At 75.8% G+C, this 15038-nt stretch carries 11 protein-coding genes; 9 read left to right on the forward strand and 2 right to left on the reverse strand.

Annotated elements, in window-relative coordinates:
• Positions 1 to 263 precede the first annotated feature (263 nt).
• Positions 264 to 1115 (forward strand): calcium-binding protein, encoded by an 852-nt coding sequence (locus tag K1Y72_RS31015; RefSeq protein WP_220170075.1) that lies wholly within the window; start codon positions 264 to 266, stop codon positions 1113 to 1115.
• A 160-nt stretch (positions 1116 to 1275) separates the two neighbouring features.
• Positions 1276 to 2367, forward strand: a complete 1092-nt coding sequence (locus tag K1Y72_RS31020; RefSeq protein WP_220170076.1) for a tyrosine-protein phosphatase — start codon at positions 1276 to 1278, stop codon at positions 2365 to 2367.
• Here K1Y72_RS31020 and K1Y72_RS31025 read toward each other — a convergent pair.
• Positions 2357 to 3118: a hypothetical protein gene (locus K1Y72_RS31025; RefSeq protein ID WP_220170077.1), complete on the reverse strand. Its 762-nt coding sequence runs from the start codon at positions 3116 to 3118 to the stop codon at positions 2357 to 2359. The two genes, K1Y72_RS31020 and K1Y72_RS31025, sit on opposite strands and share 11 nt — an antisense overlap.
• Positions 3119 to 3893: 775 nt before the next feature.
• Here K1Y72_RS31025 and K1Y72_RS31030 point away from each other — a divergent pair.
• The 7 genes from K1Y72_RS31030 to K1Y72_RS31060 all read left to right on the forward strand — a co-directional run bounded on the left by K1Y72_RS31030 (position 3894) and on the right by K1Y72_RS31060 (position 13311).
• On the forward strand, positions 3894 to 5222 hold the full coding sequence (locus tag K1Y72_RS31030; RefSeq protein WP_220170078.1) for a lipase family protein: 1329 nt from the start codon (positions 3894 to 3896) through the stop codon (positions 5220 to 5222).
• Between the two features lie 33 nt (positions 5223 to 5255).
• Positions 5256 to 6854: a GMC oxidoreductase gene (locus K1Y72_RS31035; protein WP_220170079.1), complete on the forward strand. Its 1599-nt coding sequence runs from the start codon at positions 5256 to 5258 to the stop codon at positions 6852 to 6854.
• A gap of 97 nt (positions 6855 to 6951) precedes the next feature.
• Positions 6952 to 7128, forward strand: a complete 177-nt coding sequence (locus K1Y72_RS31040) for a hypothetical protein (RefSeq protein WP_220170080.1) — start codon at positions 6952 to 6954, stop codon at positions 7126 to 7128.
• 187 nt (positions 7129 to 7315) lie between these two features.
• Positions 7316 to 7978, forward strand: a complete 663-nt coding sequence (locus K1Y72_RS31045; RefSeq protein WP_220170081.1) for a cutinase family protein — start codon at positions 7316 to 7318, stop codon at positions 7976 to 7978.
• An 85-nt stretch (positions 7979 to 8063) separates the two neighbouring features.
• Positions 8064 to 8843 (forward strand): SGNH/GDSL hydrolase family protein, encoded by a 780-nt coding sequence (locus tag K1Y72_RS31050; protein ID WP_220170082.1) that lies wholly within the window; start codon positions 8064 to 8066, stop codon positions 8841 to 8843.
• A 251-nt stretch (positions 8844 to 9094) separates the two neighbouring features.
• Positions 9095 to 11074 (forward strand): serine/threonine-protein kinase, encoded by a 1980-nt coding sequence (locus K1Y72_RS31055; protein WP_220170083.1) that lies wholly within the window; start codon positions 9095 to 9097, stop codon positions 11072 to 11074.
• Entirely contained in the window at positions 11071 to 13311 is a 2241-nt protein-coding gene (locus K1Y72_RS31060) for a serine/threonine-protein kinase (RefSeq protein ID WP_220170084.1), read from the forward strand. Before K1Y72_RS31055 ends, K1Y72_RS31060 begins: the two co-directional genes overlap by 4 nt.
• On the opposite strand, the gene K1Y72_RS31065 is transcribed toward K1Y72_RS31060, so the two are convergent.
• Positions 13300 to 14976, reverse strand: a complete 1677-nt coding sequence (locus K1Y72_RS31065; protein ID WP_220170085.1) for an RDD family protein — start codon at positions 14974 to 14976, stop codon at positions 13300 to 13302. The two genes, K1Y72_RS31060 and K1Y72_RS31065, sit on opposite strands and share 12 nt — an antisense overlap.
• Between the last annotated feature and the right edge of the window lie 62 nt (positions 14977 to 15038).

Here is a 15038-nt window from a genome sequence, read left to right on the forward strand (position 1 = left end):
GTCGCCGTTCCCGCCGCCCCGCCCGCGCGTACCGGGGTCACGGCACGCCCCGGCGCCCGGTTCACGGCGCGCGCCCGCTGACCGGATGCGGCCGGGCGCGCCCGCGCCGTCCCGCGCCCGTGCCATCGCGTGCCGCCCCGATGGCACGGCCTGGCACGCCTTCCCGGTGGGCGCCGCGAACGGCGGCGCCGCATCGACCGGGAGAAGCGTGCGGACCGCTACCGCACCGCCGTCTTCCGCAACACACCGTGAAAGGACATCCGATGACCCGTCACAACGGCCGGGGACGCGCGCTCCGCGCCCTCGCGCTCACCGCCGGCCTCGCCGCCCTGCCCGTCGCGCTCGCCGCGCCGCCCGCCTCGGCGAATCCCTGCTACGGCGACTGCAAGCCGGGCGTCGTGCGCGTCGGCGCGGGCGTGCTCCGGTACGACGCCCCGGTGGGCGCCGCCGACCAGATCACGATCGCGCCCGGCGCCGGGTTCCTCTCCCTCACCGACGCGACCGCGACCTTCAGCGCGGGCGACGGCTGCACGATGGTGAGCGCGCACGAGGCCCACTGCACCACCCCGGCCTTCTCCGTCCGCGTGCGCGGCCTGGACGGCAACGACGCCATCACCAACTCGACGGCCCTGCCGTCGTCGCTGCTCGGCGGCACCGGCGACGACCGGCTGACCGGCGGGTCCGCCGACGACACGCTGACCGGCGAGACCGGCGCCGACGTCCTGCTGGGCGGCGGCGGGAGCGACACCGCCGGCTACGACGAGTCGTCGGTCCGGGTGGGCGTGCAGGCCGACCTCGACGGCGCGGCCGGCGACGACGGCGGGCCCGAGGACGGTCCCGCCGGGGCGCGCGACACGATCGGCGCGGACGTGGAGAACCTGCTCGGGTCGCAGGGCGACGACGTGCTGACGGGCAACGCCGGCCCGAACGTCATCGGCGGCGTGAACGGCCACGACCAGATCCAGGGGCTCGGCGGGAACGACCAGCTCACCGGCCGGGGCGAGGGCACCGTGAACGGCGGCGCGGGCACCGACGCCTGCGTGTCCGACCTGCGCGGGCTGCCGTTCGGCCCCGACACCTTCAGCGGCTGCGAGAGCACCCAGATCCTCACCTGATCCGCGCGCGCCGGTGCCGGCCGGACGCGGTCGGCACCGGCGCCCGCGCGGCACGCATGTCCCTTATCGACACCGATGGGGCTTTCCGCCGTCTTCCCGTCCGGCGCCGTTCACCTGCGGCACCCCGGAGGTTGCGGCGGCGATCCTAGTTTCGGACACCGTGTTCACCCGTACATCACCCGTCCGGATCGCCGGCGCCGCGCTCGCGGGCGCCCTCCTCGCGACCGGGACCGGCACCGCCGCCCTCGCCTCGCCCGCCCCCGCCCACCGGCAGGTCGCGCGGCACATCCCCTACACCGCCGCCACCGTCGCGCAGAACGCCGACGGCACCGTCACGCTCACCTGGAACGCCCCCGGCGTCCGGCACGTGACGGTCTTCGCGGGGACGGCGCAGGACCGGATCTCGCACGAGCGGCCCGTCGCGACGGCGTCCGGCAAGGCCACCGTGACCGTCCGGAACCTCGGCACCGCCGACCGCTGGTGGTTCGAGCTCGTGCCCGACCGCGGCCGCCCCCTGACCCTCGCCGACCGCTCCCTGCACCTGGCGTCCGCGCCGAACTTCCGCGACGCGGGCGGCTACCGCACGAGCGACGGCCGCTGGGTGCGGATGGGCGTCCTCTACCGCTCCGGCGACCTCGGCAAGCTCACCGACGCCGACGTGGCGAAGCTGAAGCGCCTCGGCGTCCGCACCGTCTACGACCTGCGCACCCCCGCCGAGCAGGCCGCGTCGCCGGACCGCCTGCCCGCCGGCGCGAGGTCGGTCACCGCGAACGTGTCGGGCACCGCGGGCACCGACGTCTCGATCACCTCGCCCGAGGCCGCCGCGCGGATGATGGTGGACGGCGAGAAGGCCATGGTGTCCTCCGCCAGCGGCCGTGCCGCCTACGGCTCGCTGCTGGCGGCCGCCGCCGACCCGAGGTCGGCGAACCTGGTCTACCACTGCACCGCCGGCAAGGACCGCACCGGCTGGGCGAGCGCGGCGATCCTCACCGCCCTCGGCGTCCCGCGCGCCACCGTCCGCCAGGACTACCTGGCCAGCAACACCTACCGGGCCGCCGAGAACGCCGCCGTCCTCGCGCAGCTCCCGCCCGCCCAGGCCGCGATCTACAAGCCGCTGCTGGAGGTCCGGCCCGAGTACCTGGACGCCGGCTTCGACGAGGTCGCGGCCCGGTACGGCTCGTTCGACCGCTACCTGCGCGAGGGCCTCGGCGTCAGCGGCGCCGCCCTGCGCCGGCAGCTCCTCATCGGCTGACCGCCCGCCCCCCGGCGCGCTCCCCGGCGCGCCCGGCGACGCGGTCGCCCAGCCGGACGACGGCCAGCTCGACCTGGCCCTGCCCCTCCTCCCAGCCGGCGATCAGCTCGCAGCCCTCGCCGGCGAGGAGGGGCCCGCCGCTCCGCTCGGTGCCGAGGTACATGAGCCCCGCCTCGCCGTCGGTGCAGAAGAAGCCGAGGTGCGCGGCGAGCTCGGGGGGCTCGATCCCGGCCAGCGCGCCCGCCCACTCCCCGCCCGCCTCGGCGTCGACGTCGAGCAGGTCGCCGGGGCCGTCGCCGAGGGCGAGCGCGACGCGCAGCGCGTCGAACAGCGTGCCGTCGGAGACGAGCCGCGGGTAGGGGACGTACCAGTCCGCCGCCGGCACGCGCCCGGCGAGGTCGGCGCCGCGGACGAGGCCGCGCCCGAAGCTCGGGACGCCGTCCGGGAGGTCGGCCGGGTCGAGCTCGAAGACCGAGCGGCCGGCGTCGAACCGCACCGGCGGCTCGCCCTGGTCGAAGATCGGGTAGTCCCAGACGACCGGCGCGGCGCCGGCGAGGGCGGCCGGGGCGATCCAGGCGGGATCGCGGTCGAACCCGATCTCGTTGATGAAGTTCCCGCCGAGGTAGACGGCATAGTCGGCGGCCGGGTCGAAGCCGTCCAGGGGACGGCCGAGCAGCAGCTCGAAGACGGGGGTGAGCCGCGCTCGCCACACCGGGTCGACGCCTGGCGTTCCAAGCTTTTCGTGCGTCATGCGCCGGACCCTAGCGATCTCCTCCGACGGCGCGGGCGCGAACGGCGGCCGATCTTCGCGCAGCCCGAGATCCGGTCGCCGACCGGCGGGCCACCGAACCGGGATCGAGCGGATCTCCGAAGGCTCCCGGCCCGCCTCTCCGCCGGCCGCAATTCCGGCCCCGCCCGAAACCCGCCCCGCCCTCCCCTGACCCCCCGGTCACCTCCTGTTGAGATGCGGCGTGTTGCCTAATGGGAGCGCTCCCATGGCGCAACACGCCGCAAGTCAACGGAGGGCGACCAGGGGGTCATTTGGTGAGGGGGCGGCCGGGGCGGGCATTCGGGGTAGCCGATCGGCTAGAAACGGGCCTAGCCGATCGGCTAGAGTCTGGGGCGCGCGGCGCCCGGGGATCCTCCGGCGGCGCGCCGTCCTCCCCGGTTCCGGACCGCATCACGGCGGTCGGCATCGGTCGGCTTCACAGCGTTCCGCCCAGGAAAATTCCGGGGCGATGGGAAAAATGCAGCCGGGGCTGGCCGCGCGTTTATAGCGCGGCATTCATTTCGTGTTTCCTTTTTTGCGTTCCCGCAGGTCGTTGCGCCCTTGTGCGCCGCTACGGACTTACTCATCCAGCCGCGCAATCATCCACCGGAATTTGCGCGCCGGCGACATTGTGCGGCCGGTAAGCGGAGGCTTATGTTACTCGTCGGCAACTTACCGGCGAGGGGTGGAACCGATGGCGCGGGACGCGGGCGCGAGGACGGGCGTGGGCAGGGCCGGGGCGGCGGGACGGAGGGGCGTGCCGCGCCGGGCCCGGCTGCTGCCGCTCGCCGCCGGGCTCGCCGCCGCCGCGCTGGTGGCGTCCGCGACGGGCGCCGCCGCCGCGCCCGCCCCCCGTGAGGTGTCGCGCGGGGTGACCATCCCGGCGTTCTACGACCCGCCCGCGAAGCTGCCCGCCGCGAACGGGGCGCTGATCCGCACCGAGCCGCTCCCGCTGGCGCTCACCGCCGCCGGCGCCGACGGGCCGCTGCCGGGCAGGGCGACCCGGCTGATGTACCGGTCCACCGGCGCCAACGGCAAGGCGACCGCCGTGACCGGCGCCTACATCGAGCCGGCCAGGAAGTGGACGGGCGCGGGCCCGCGCCCGCTCGTCGCGGTCGCGTCGGGGACCATGGGCCAGGGCGACCAGTGCGCGCCGTCGCTGGCGCTGGAGAAGCCCCTCACCTTCAACGGCCAGACCGTCTCGGTCGGCTACGAGGACATCAGCGTCTACCGGCTCCTCGACGCGGGCGTCGCCGTCGTCGTCACCGACTACGCCGGGCTCGGCACGACCGACCGCGTCCACACCTACGCCGAGCGCTTCGACCAGGCGCACGCCGTGCTCGACGCCGTCCGCGCCGCGCGCAGGCTGCCCGGGACGTCGCTCACCGCGAAGTCGGCGGTCGGGCTGTACGGATACAGCCAGGGCGGCGGCGCGACCGCGTCGGCGGCCGAGCTCCAGCCCTCCTACGCCCCGGACGTGCACCTCGCCGGCACCTACGCGGGCGCGCCGCCCGCCGACCTCGCCGAGGTCATCAAGGGCATCGACGGCAGCGCCCTCGCCGGCGCGCTCGGCTGGTCCATCAACGGGCTGTCGCAGACCTACCCGGAGCTGAAGAAGGTCATCGACGCGCACGTGGGCGCGTCCGGGCGGGCGGCGCTCGCCGACCTGTCCGGCATGTGCGTCGGCGACGCGATCCTCCGGTACGCCTTCTCCCGCAGCGGCCAGTGGACGACGGACGGGTCGTCGCTGTCGCAGGTCATCGCCGGGTCGCCGGTCGCGCAGCGGGTCCTGGCCCGCGAGCGGCTCGGGTCGCTGCGGCCCGCCGGGCCCGTCCGCGTCGCGAGCGGCGTCCTCGACGACATCGTGGTGCACGCGCAGTCGCGGCGCCTCGCCGCCGACTGGTGCGCGAAGGGCGGCCAGGTCACCTACCAGCCGGTCGACCTGCCGCAGCTCGGCGTCGGGCTGCTCACCAACCACCTCGCCCCGCTCCTCACCGACCAGAACGACGCCCTCGCCTGGCTCACCGCCCGCCTGAACGGCACGGCGGCCCCCGGCAACTGCGCGAAGCTGCCGCAGCTGCCCTGACCTCCGCTCCCACCCCGACCGTTTGGAGCAGCCATGTCCCCCACCGCACGCTCCCCGATCACCCGCCGTTCCCTGCTCGCCGGTGCCGCGGCGACCGCGGGGCTGTCCGCCCTCGGCACGCCCGCCGCCCGCGCCGCCGCCCGCAAGCCGGTGCCGGTGACGCGCGAGGAGCAGCGCCTCGTCATCATCGGCTCGGGCTTCGGCGGCGGCGTCGCGGCCCTCCGGTTCGCCCAGGCCGGCGTCCCCTCGCTCGTCCTGGAGCGCGGCCTGTGGTGGCGCACCGGGCCGAACGCCAAGACGTTCCCGAGCCCCGCCAACATCGACAAGCGCGCCTTCTGGCTCGGCCTCGCCCCGGAGATCTTCGGGGTGCCGGTGCCGCCGCTGGACCCCTACACCGGCCTGCTGGAGCTCGTCCGCGGCGAGAACATGAACATCATGTGCGCGGCGGGCGTCGGCGGCGGCTCGCTGGTCTACCAGGGCATGACGCTCCAGCCGACGCGCGCGCTGTTCGAGGCGACGATGCCCGCCTCGATCGACTACACCCGCATGGACCAGGTCTACTACCCGCGCGTCGCGCGGATGCTCGGCATCGAGACCGCGCCCGACGAGCTGATCAACAGCAGGACCTACCTGCCGTCGCGGATCTTCGCGCGGAACGCCGAGCGGGCCGGCTACGCCGTCTCCAAGATCCCGATGCCGATCGACTGGACGTACGCGCTGCGCGAGCTGAAGGGCGAGATGGCGCCGTCCTACACCAACGGCGACTGCTCGCTCGGCGTCAACAACGGCGGCAAGCACTCGGTGGACGTCACCTACATCGCCGCCGCGCAGGCGACCGGCCTGGTGACCGTCGCGACGCAGCACAACGTCACCGACGTCGCGATGACGCCGGCGGGGACCTGGACCGTGCACGTCGACCGGATCGACACCACCGGCGCCGTCCTGGAGAAGAAGATCATTACGACGCCGGCGCTGGTGATGGCCGCCGGCACCGCCGGCACCACCCGGCTGCTCATGCGCGCCGCCGCCAAGGGCGACATCCCCGACATGCCCGACGGCCTCGGGTCCGACTGGGGCACCAACGGCGACCGCATCTACGTCTGGACGAACTTCACCGAGGACTTCGGCGTCCCGCAGGGCGGCCCCGTCGTCTACGGGAGCAAGGAGTGGGACGACCCGGCCACCGCGAACACCGTCATCCAGGCGTCGCTGCCGCCGCTGCCCGCCAACCTGCGGTCCACGATGATGGTCGGCTACGGCATGAGCGAGGGCCGCGGCCGCTTCACCTACGACGCCAAGAAGGACGACGCCGTCCTGCACTGGCCGAAGGGCGGCGACGGCGAGCTCTACGACCGGCTCCAGCAGCGCGCGTCCAAGATCGCCGGCAACGGGTCGGCGCTGGTCGACACCAACGCCGTGCTGCCCTCCACCTGGCACCCGCTCGGCGGCGCGTCGGTCGGGAGCGTCTGCGACACCGCCGGGCGCGTCCTCGGCCACCGCGGCCTGTACGTCCTCGACGGCGCGCTCATGCCGGGCACGACCGCGGCCTGCAACCCGTCCATGACGATCGCCGCGATCGCCGAGCAGGCCACCGACCAGCTCGTCGCCCACGACGTCGGGAAGGTGTTCTGACCGGCCCCTGACCGGCCGGCGCGGTGGGCGTACGTGAGTCCCGAAATGAAGATCATCAGCGCTTCCCGCGAACCCCTCCTCCGTTGGGAGAAGCGCTGTGGTCCAGATCCACCAGGCGGCGACCGGCCGCTCGCGCAGGGACTTCCTGCGCGCCGCCGGCCGCGTCCTGTACGCCGGCGACGGGCTCTCCTACATGGACGCCTGGCAGCACGGCGCCATCCTGTCGGCCCGCGAGGCCGTCACCGCCCTGCACGCCCGCGCCCTGAAGGGGTAGGCGCGCGGCCGGGGCCGCCGCTACTCGGCGGCCCCGGCCTGACGTGGGGCGGCGGGAAGGCCGGTGAAACCACCGATGCCGGGAGGGCGGGGGCGGATCTAGCTTCACGGTGCCATTCCACCCGCGAGGGCGGAATCCGGTCGCGTCCGTCACCCCCGGGCGCGCTCCCCCGTGAAGAGAGGCCCCCATGTCCCCCACCCTCCCCCTGCGGCGGCTCGCGGCCGCCGCCGTCGCGTGCGCGGCCGGCGCCGCCGGCCTGACCGCCGTCTCGGCGACCGCCGCGTCCGCCGCCACCTGCTACGACGTCGACGTGGTGTTCGCGCGCGGCAGCGGCGAGCTGCCCGGTCTCGGCATCGTCGGGACGCCGCTGGTCAGCGGCATCAAGTCCGACCTGCCCGGCCGGTCGGTGACGTCGTACGCGGTGAACTACGCCGCCGACCTCGCGCAGACGAGCGCCGGGCCGGGCGCGACCGACATGAGCAACCACGTGAAGTCGGTCGCCGCGTCCTGCCCGAACACCTCGTTCGTGCTCGGCGGCTACTCGCAGGGCGCCAGCGTCACCGACATCGCGATCGGCATCCCGACGCTGCTCGGCACCGGCGGGACGATCCCGACGAACCTGTCCTCGCGGGTCAAGGCCGTCGTCGTCTACGGCAACCCGCTGCGCCTCTACGGGCAGACGATCAACACCGCGAGCTCGCTGTACGGGCCGAAGGCCAAGGAGTTCTGCAACCTCGGCGACCCGGTGTGCGCCAACGGCGCCGACATCACCGCGCACCTGACCTACCCCTACAACGGCACGGTCACCCAGGGCGCGCAGTTCGCCGCCGACAAGGTGAAGGCGGGCTGAGCCCCGCCCGCGGACGCCGCCCGGTGCAGGGCCGGCGGCGTCCGCGGGCGGCCCGTCCCCGTCCCGTCCCACCCCAAGGAGCACCATGCGGTCCCTCCGTTCGGCGGCGGCGCTCGCGCTCGCCGGCCTCCTCTCCCTCGCCGGGGTCCTCGCCGGCCCCGCCCCCGCCGGCGCGGCGTCCCCCGAATACGTCGCGCTCGGCGACTCGTACTCGTCGGGCACCGGCACCAGCCCCTACATCGACCTGCTCTGCACCCGCAGCAGCGCCGCCTACCCGGTGCTGTACGCGGCGGCCCACCCCGGGACGTCGCTGAAGTTCGTCGCCTGCGGCGGCGCGACGATCCCCGACGTCGTGTCCGACCAGCTCTCGGCGCTGAGCGCGAACACCACCCTCGTGACTCTCAGCATCGGCGGCAACGACTCCGGTTTCGCCAGCACGATGCTGTCCTGTCAGTACGGGACGACGGCCACGTGCACGTCGGCGCTGGACAAGGGCCGCGACTTCTTCGAGAACCAGCTCCCCGGGCAGCTCGACTCGCTCTACGCGCAGGTCCGCGCGCGGGCGCCGCAGGCGAAGGTCGTCATCGTCGGCTATCCGCGCCTGTTCAAGTCGGGCGGCCTCTGCCTGGGCGGGCTCAGCGCCGCCAAGCGCGCGCTGCTCAACCAGGCCGCCGACGACATGTCGGAGGTCATCGCGGGCCGCGCCGCCGCCGCCGGGTTCGCGTTCGCCGACGCCCGCACGACGTTCGCCGGGCACGAGATCTGCACGACGAGCCCGTGGATCGACTCGGCCACCGTCCACCCGAACGCGACCGGCCACCGGCAGGGCTACCTGCCGGTCGTGACGGCCGCCGCCGGAGCCTAGGGCATGTTTTGTGGATCCACGTTCTGTTGCGCGGCGCCCAGGCGGCCCCCGGCGGCGTTGTCGTCGGTCGACGGCCAACACCGGGCCGCCTCCCTCCTCCGCCTTGCCGGGGACCACCTGGACACCGCTCACGACGAACAAGACCCACAAAACACGCCCTAGCGGGCCGCCGCCGTCACGCACGGCGACGGCGGCGGCCCCGTCCGGTGATGCCCTCGTTCGTGGCGGTCCGTGCCCATTACGCTTCCGCCGTGATCTCGCTTCAGCCGCCGGCGCCGGACGATCCGCGCCGGATCGGGCGGTACGCGGTGCTCGGCCGGCTCGGCGAGGGCGGCATGGGCCTCGTCTACCTGGCGCGGTCGCCGGGCGGCGCCCAGGTCGCGCTGAAGGTCGTCCACGAGGCGTACGCGGCGAGCGAGGTGTTCCGCGCCCGGTTCCGGCGCGAAGCGGCGGCGGCCGCGTCGGTGAGCGGCGCGTTCACCGCGCCCGTCCTCGACGCCGACCCCGACGCGCCGCGCCCCTGGCTCGCCACCGCCTACCTCGTCGGGCCGACCCTCCAGGAGGCCGTCGACCGGCACGGCCCGTGGGGCGCCGCCGCGACGGCCGGGCTCGGCGCCGCGCTCGCCGAGGCGCTCGTCAGCATCCACCGGGCCGGGGTCGTGCACCGCGACCTCAAGCCCTCGAACGTCATGCTCACCGCGGACGGGCCGCGCGTCATCGACTTCGGCATCGCCCGCGCCGCCGACGCCGACGCGATCACGCGGCACGGCACGGTGCTCGGCACGCCCGGCTACCTGGCCCCCGAGCAGGCGCTCGGCGGCGTCACCGGGACGGCCGGGGACGTGTTCGCGCTCGGCGGCGTCCTCGCCTTCACCGCCACCGGCACCGGGCCGTTCGGCCGCGCCGAGCTCGCCGAGATGCTGCACCGCGTCGTGCACGAGCCGCCCCGGATCGAGGGGATAGCCGACGAGCGGCTGCGCTCGGTCGTCGCCGCGTGCCTGGCCAAGGACCCGGCCGCGCGACCCACCACGGCCGGCCTGCTCGGGATGCTCGGCGCGCCGCTGCCCGCGCTGCCCTCCGACGTCGCCGCCGACATCGCCGGGCGCGAGCGGCCGCGCCGGTTCGGCCGCCGGGGCGTCCTCGTCGCGGCGGGCGCCGCCGCCGGGGTGGTCGGCGCGGGCGCCCTCGGCGCGTTCGGCGTCGCGGCCCTGCTGCGCGACGACGGCGAGCCCGACCCCGTCGACACCGGCCCGCCGCTGCCGAAGCGGCCCGGCCGCGCGGGCGTCGCGGTGTGGACGCGCGACCTCGCCGCGGCCGTGCGCGCCTCCCCCGCCGTCGCGGGCGGGATCGCGCTGTTCGGCGACGACGGCGGGACGCTGTCCGCGCTGGACCTGCGCACCGGGACCGTCCGCTGGCGCTACCGCGCCGGGGCCGCGATCACCGGCCCGGTGGCGGTCGCGGGCGGCCTCGCCGTCCTCGCCGCCGGCGGCGCGCTGCACGCGGTGCGGCCCGGCGACGGCCGCCGCGCCTGGCACCGTGACCTGGACGAGGCCGTCACCGGCCTCACCGTCGCGGGCGCGGTGCTGTACGCGGCGGGCGAGGAGGGGACCGTCCACTGCCTCGCCCTGGACGGCGGCGCGGTCCGCTGGCGCCGCGCCACCGGCCGCGAGCCGGCCGGCGCCCCGGCGGTCGCGGGCGGGACCGTCGTCGTGGCGGCCGGCGGCCTCCTCGGCCTGTCCGCCCGCGACGGCCGGACGCGCTGGACGGCCGGCGGCGGCGCGTCCCCCGTCGCTGTCGCCGGCGGCCTGCTGCTGAGCGGCACGGGCGCGCCCGCCCTGGAGGCCCGCGACGCCCGCACCCGCAAGGTCGCCTTCACCGTCGAGACCGACGACGAGGTGCGCGCCCCCGCGACCGCGTCCGGCGGATTCCTCTACTTCGCCGATAGCAGCGGCGCCCTGTACGCGCTGGACGCCAAGGGCGCGCGACGCTGGCGGGCGCAACCAGGCGGCGCTGTAGACGGCGGCATCACCGCGTCGGGTGGACGCTTGTACGTCGGCACCGGCGACCATCTCGTCTACGGCGTGGACGCCGCCAACGGCACGACCCTGTGGTCCTACGAGACGAGCGACGCGCTCGGCCCCGCGACGCCGGCGGTCGCCGGTGACTCCCTGCTCGTCGGCGGTCTGGACGGCCGCGCCCACGCACTGCGCACCCACCCGGAGAGAACATGAGAGCGCTGACTCCCGACGACCCCGAGCGGGTCGGGTCGCACGCCCTGCTCGCCCGGCTCGGCGCCGGCGCCGTCGGCGTCGTGTACCTGGCGCGCTCGCCGGGCGGCCGGCCCGTCGCGGTGAAGCTCGCCCACCCCGGACCCGAGGCGCGCGCCCGCCTCCTGCACGAGATCGCCGCCGTCCGGGCGCTGAGCGGGGCGTTCACCGCGCCGCTCGTCGACGCCGGCGAGGCCGCCGAGCGGCCCTGGCTCGCGACCGCCTACCTCGCCGGCGTCCCGCTGCGCGAGGCGATCGCGACGACCGGCCCGCTGCCGCCGGGCGCGCACGACGCGCTCGCCGCCGGGCTCGCCGAGGCCGTCACCGGCCTGCACCGGGCGGGCGTCGCGCACAACGACCTGCAACCGGCGAACGTGCTGCTCACCGAGCTCGGGCCGCGCCTGCTCGACCTCGGGCAGGCCGCGCCGCTCGGCACCCCCGCCGCACCGGGCAGCGGCACGCCCGGGTTCCTGCCGCCCGAGGCCGTCGTCCAGCAGCGGACGCAGCCGCCCGGCCCGCCGCCCCCCACCCAGCCGGGCGGCGCGGACGCCCCCGCGCCCGCCCCCGCCGCGCCCCGGCAGGACGCCGCGCTCGGCGAGGCCCGCGACGTGTTCTCGCTCGCGGCCGTGCTCGTCCACGCCGCCACCGGCGCCGGCCCGTTCGGCGACGGCCCGCCCGACGCCGTCCTCTACCGGACGCTGCACGCCGACCCCTACGTCGGCGGCCTCGCCGACCCGGCCGTGCAGCGCCTCCTGTGGCACTGCCTCGCCCGCGACCCGGCGGCCCGGCCGAAGGCCGCCGACGTCCTCGACTTCTTCGGCGCCCGCGTCCCCGCCGGGACCGCGCGCGGCACCGACCGCCTGCCGCCGCCGCTCGCCGCCCGGATCGTCTCGGCGGCGGCGCAGATCCCGCCGCCCGAGGCCGAGCCGTGGCGGGACGCGCCCGCCCCGGGGCGGCGCACCGTCCTCAAGCGCACGCTGATCGCGGCCGGCGGCGTCGCCGCGCTCGCCGGAGGCGGGACCGCCGCCGCCCTGCTCCTCGGCGGCGGCAAGAACGGCGAGCTGTGGCGCAGCGAGCTCCCCGACGACTCGCTCGCCGACCTTACCGCCCTCGGCGACGCCGTCTACGCCTACAGCCATGACCTCGGGACGTGCGCGCTGGACGCCCGCACCGGCAAGCAGCGCTGGCGCAACCGGGAGGCGACGGCGAGCACGCAGGACACGCTGCGGCTCGCGGGCGACGTCCTCGTCCTGCAGAACTCCGGCACCGTCCAGGCCCTCGACGTCAAGACCGGGACGCGGCGCTGGCAGCAGTTCATCAGCGGCGGCCCCGAACCCGCCGTCGCGGTGCCGCTCGGCCTCATCGCCGTCCACGAGGTGTCGGAGGGCCGCTACGACCGGCGCACCGTCGTCTGCGACCTGCACACCGGCCAGGCCAAATGGCAGTTCGACGACATCATCACCGGCTGCGCGCTGGCGTTCGACGGGAACACCGCCTACGTCCCGCTGAAGTCCGAGGGCCTGTACGGCGTCCTGGAGGCGCGCGACGCCGCGACGGGCCGCCTCCGCTGGCGCACGAAGGTCGCCGACACCGCCTCCTACCCGCTGCTCACGCCCCTCGTCGGCGGCGGCCTCGTCTGCACCATGGGCGGCGACGGGTACCTGCACGCCTACGCCGCCGACACCGGCCGCCCCCGCTGGAAGACGCCGCTGAGCGGCGGCGCCGGGACCATGGTCCGCGACACCGCCTGCGCGGCGATCGCCGGCGGCGCCGTCTACACGCTGACCGGCGACGGCGTCCTGCAGTGCTTCGACCTGGCGTCCGGGAAGCAGCGGTGGCGGTTCCCGACCGCCAACGGCATGACGCAGGAGATCTCCCGGCGGCTCGCCGTCGCCGGCGACGTCGCCGTCGTCATCACCCGCAAGGACCTGTACGGCCTCGGCACCGCCGACGGCCGCACCCGCTGGCGCCGCACCTTCGGCGACGACCTCCTCCGCCTGCCCGTCTCCGACGGCATGGCGTACCTGGACGTCGTCGGCGGCATCCAGACCGTCGACGTCCGCACCGGCGCGGTCACCCGGACCCTGTCCAGCAGCACGTACTCCATGGCCGGGTCGCCGTCCGCGGCGGGCGGGCGGCTGTTCTTCTACACCTACCCGAACCTCGTCGTCGCCGTGCCCGCGCGGGCGTCAGGATCCTGAGACGGTCGCCATGCAGAGCGCCATGCTGCTCGGCCCGCCCGTCTTCAGCGGCTTGCCGTCGAGCAGGATGGTGCAGACGACGCCCTTCTGCAGGTCGGCGATCGTGCCCATCGGGGACGACGCGGTGAGGTTGAAGGTCGTGATCGACGCGCCGGACGGCACGTAGTCGACGTCCACCCGCCACGGCAGCTTGACGTTCTTCAGCTGGACGCTCCTGCCGCTCGTCGGGTCGCTGTAGGAGATGCTGCTCGCCCGGTTCGTCCGGCTGCCGACGACGACGAACGACAGCTTGCTGAGCGTCCCGGTGTCGGTGGCGCCGACGCCCGGCAGGCGCTCCAGGACGCGCGCGGCGAGCCCCGCGGCCGCCTCCTTCGGCGGCTTCTCGCCCTTGTGGTTCCACGCCTGGAGGTTGACCGACACGAGCAGCGCGCCGCGCCGCGCGTACAGGTCGTACTCCTTGAACGTGGCGCTGTCGGAGCCGAGCGTGGCGTTGTCGAACCAGCTCTCGTCGGTGCCGGGCACGACGCCGGTGGCGAGCGCGGACCGGCGCTGGTCCTCCTGCAGCCGGCTCTTGTGGTCGCGCAGCACCTGCGCGTACCGGATCTCCGCGGCCTTGCGGGTCGGCAGGACCTCCACGCCGAGCCCGCCGCCGCCCGTGCTGAGGCACGACACCCGGTTCGGCGGCTGCACGTCGGTGTTGGAGTAGCCGAACCAGCTGTAGCCGAAGTTGGCGTAGTCCTGCCGGGTGAGCAGCCCGCACATGTCGGGGGTGACGCGGCCGTTCTGCGGCTGCGGCCAGCCGCCCGCCGGCGCCTTCGGCTTCCCCGGGTCCAGCGCGGACGTCCCGCCGCCCGACCCGCTCCCCGCCGCGATGCCGCCGCCGACGCCGAACACCGCCAGCAGCGCCACGGCGGCCAGCACGACCGGGATCTGCGCGACCGCCGGCCGGTCCGCCGCCCGCACCACCACCGTGCGGGACGCCTGGTCGTGCAACCCCCGGTGGCGCGGCCGGTCGACCAGCACCCGCACGGCGCTGACCGCGCAGAACACGTCCGCCACCAGCACGACGATCAGCAGCGCCCAGCTCCGGACGGCGACCGGCAGGCCCCGCCCGTACAGCGCCTCCGACGCCGTCGCCACCAGCGCGACGATCCCGGGCGTCGCGAGCACCGCCGGCAGCGTCACCATCGGCCACAGCGCGGCCCGCACGAACGCCCGCCCCGCGCCCGGCCCGTCCTCGGGCCGCTCGGCCCGCGCGACCCGGATGCCGAGCATCCGCATCCCGAGCGTCCGCCCCCACACCGCCATCTGCACGCCCTCGAACGCGCCGAGGAAGGCCACCAGCGGCACGAACGTCGCGCCCGCGACCACCAGCGCCGTGTCGTGCTTCCCGAGGACCGCGACGAGCAGCCCCGCCAGCCCCGTCCCGAGCCCGGCCGCCGCCACCACGAGCAGCACCCCGTCGACGACCCGCGCGACGACCCGCCGCCCCACCCCGGCCGGCTCGACCACCGCCTGCCCCGGCCCCCGCGCCCAGGGCGGCAACTGCTCCCCCGGCTGCTGGAAGGGCGGCACGTAAGGCTGCGGCCCCGTCCCGAACTGAGGCGCGCCCTGCCGCGGCCCCTGCCCGGACGGCGGCGGGCTCGGCGATGCGGGATCGGTCATGGCGGCGGTCCGTTCCTGTCCAGCGAGGGAGCGTGCCGCGATCCTGTTGCAGGACCGACCAC

This window comes from Actinomadura parmotrematis, from assembly GCF_019458805.1.
Taxonomy (GTDB): Bacteria; Actinomycetota; Actinomycetes; order Streptosporangiales; family Streptosporangiaceae; genus Spirillospora; species Spirillospora parmotrematis.

What these genes read in the sequence shown, in the direction of transcription:
- K1Y72_RS31015 (WP_220170075.1), top strand. Translation starts at nt 264, where the DNA reads ATGACCCGTCACAACGGCCGGGGACGCGCGCTCCGCGCCCTCGCGCTC.
- K1Y72_RS31025 (WP_220170077.1), bottom strand. Translation starts at nt 3,118, where the DNA reads ATGACGCACGAAAAGCTTGGAACGCCAGGCGTCGACCCGGTGTGGCGA.
- K1Y72_RS31035 (WP_220170079.1), top strand. Translation starts at nt 5,256, where the DNA reads ATGTCCCCCACCGCACGCTCCCCGATCACCCGCCGTTCCCTGCTCGCC.
- K1Y72_RS31045 (WP_220170081.1), top strand. Translation starts at nt 7,316, where the DNA reads ATGTCCCCCACCCTCCCCCTGCGGCGGCTCGCGGCCGCCGCCGTCGCG.
- K1Y72_RS31050 (WP_220170082.1), top strand. Translation starts at nt 8,064, where the DNA reads ATGCGGTCCCTCCGTTCGGCGGCGGCGCTCGCGCTCGCCGGCCTCCTC.
- K1Y72_RS31060 (WP_220170084.1), top strand. Translation starts at nt 11,071, where the DNA reads ATGAGAGCGCTGACTCCCGACGACCCCGAGCGGGTCGGGTCGCACGCC.
- K1Y72_RS31065 (WP_220170085.1), bottom strand. Translation starts at nt 14,976, where the DNA reads ATGACCGATCCCGCATCGCCGAGCCCGCCGCCGTCCGGGCAGGGGCCG.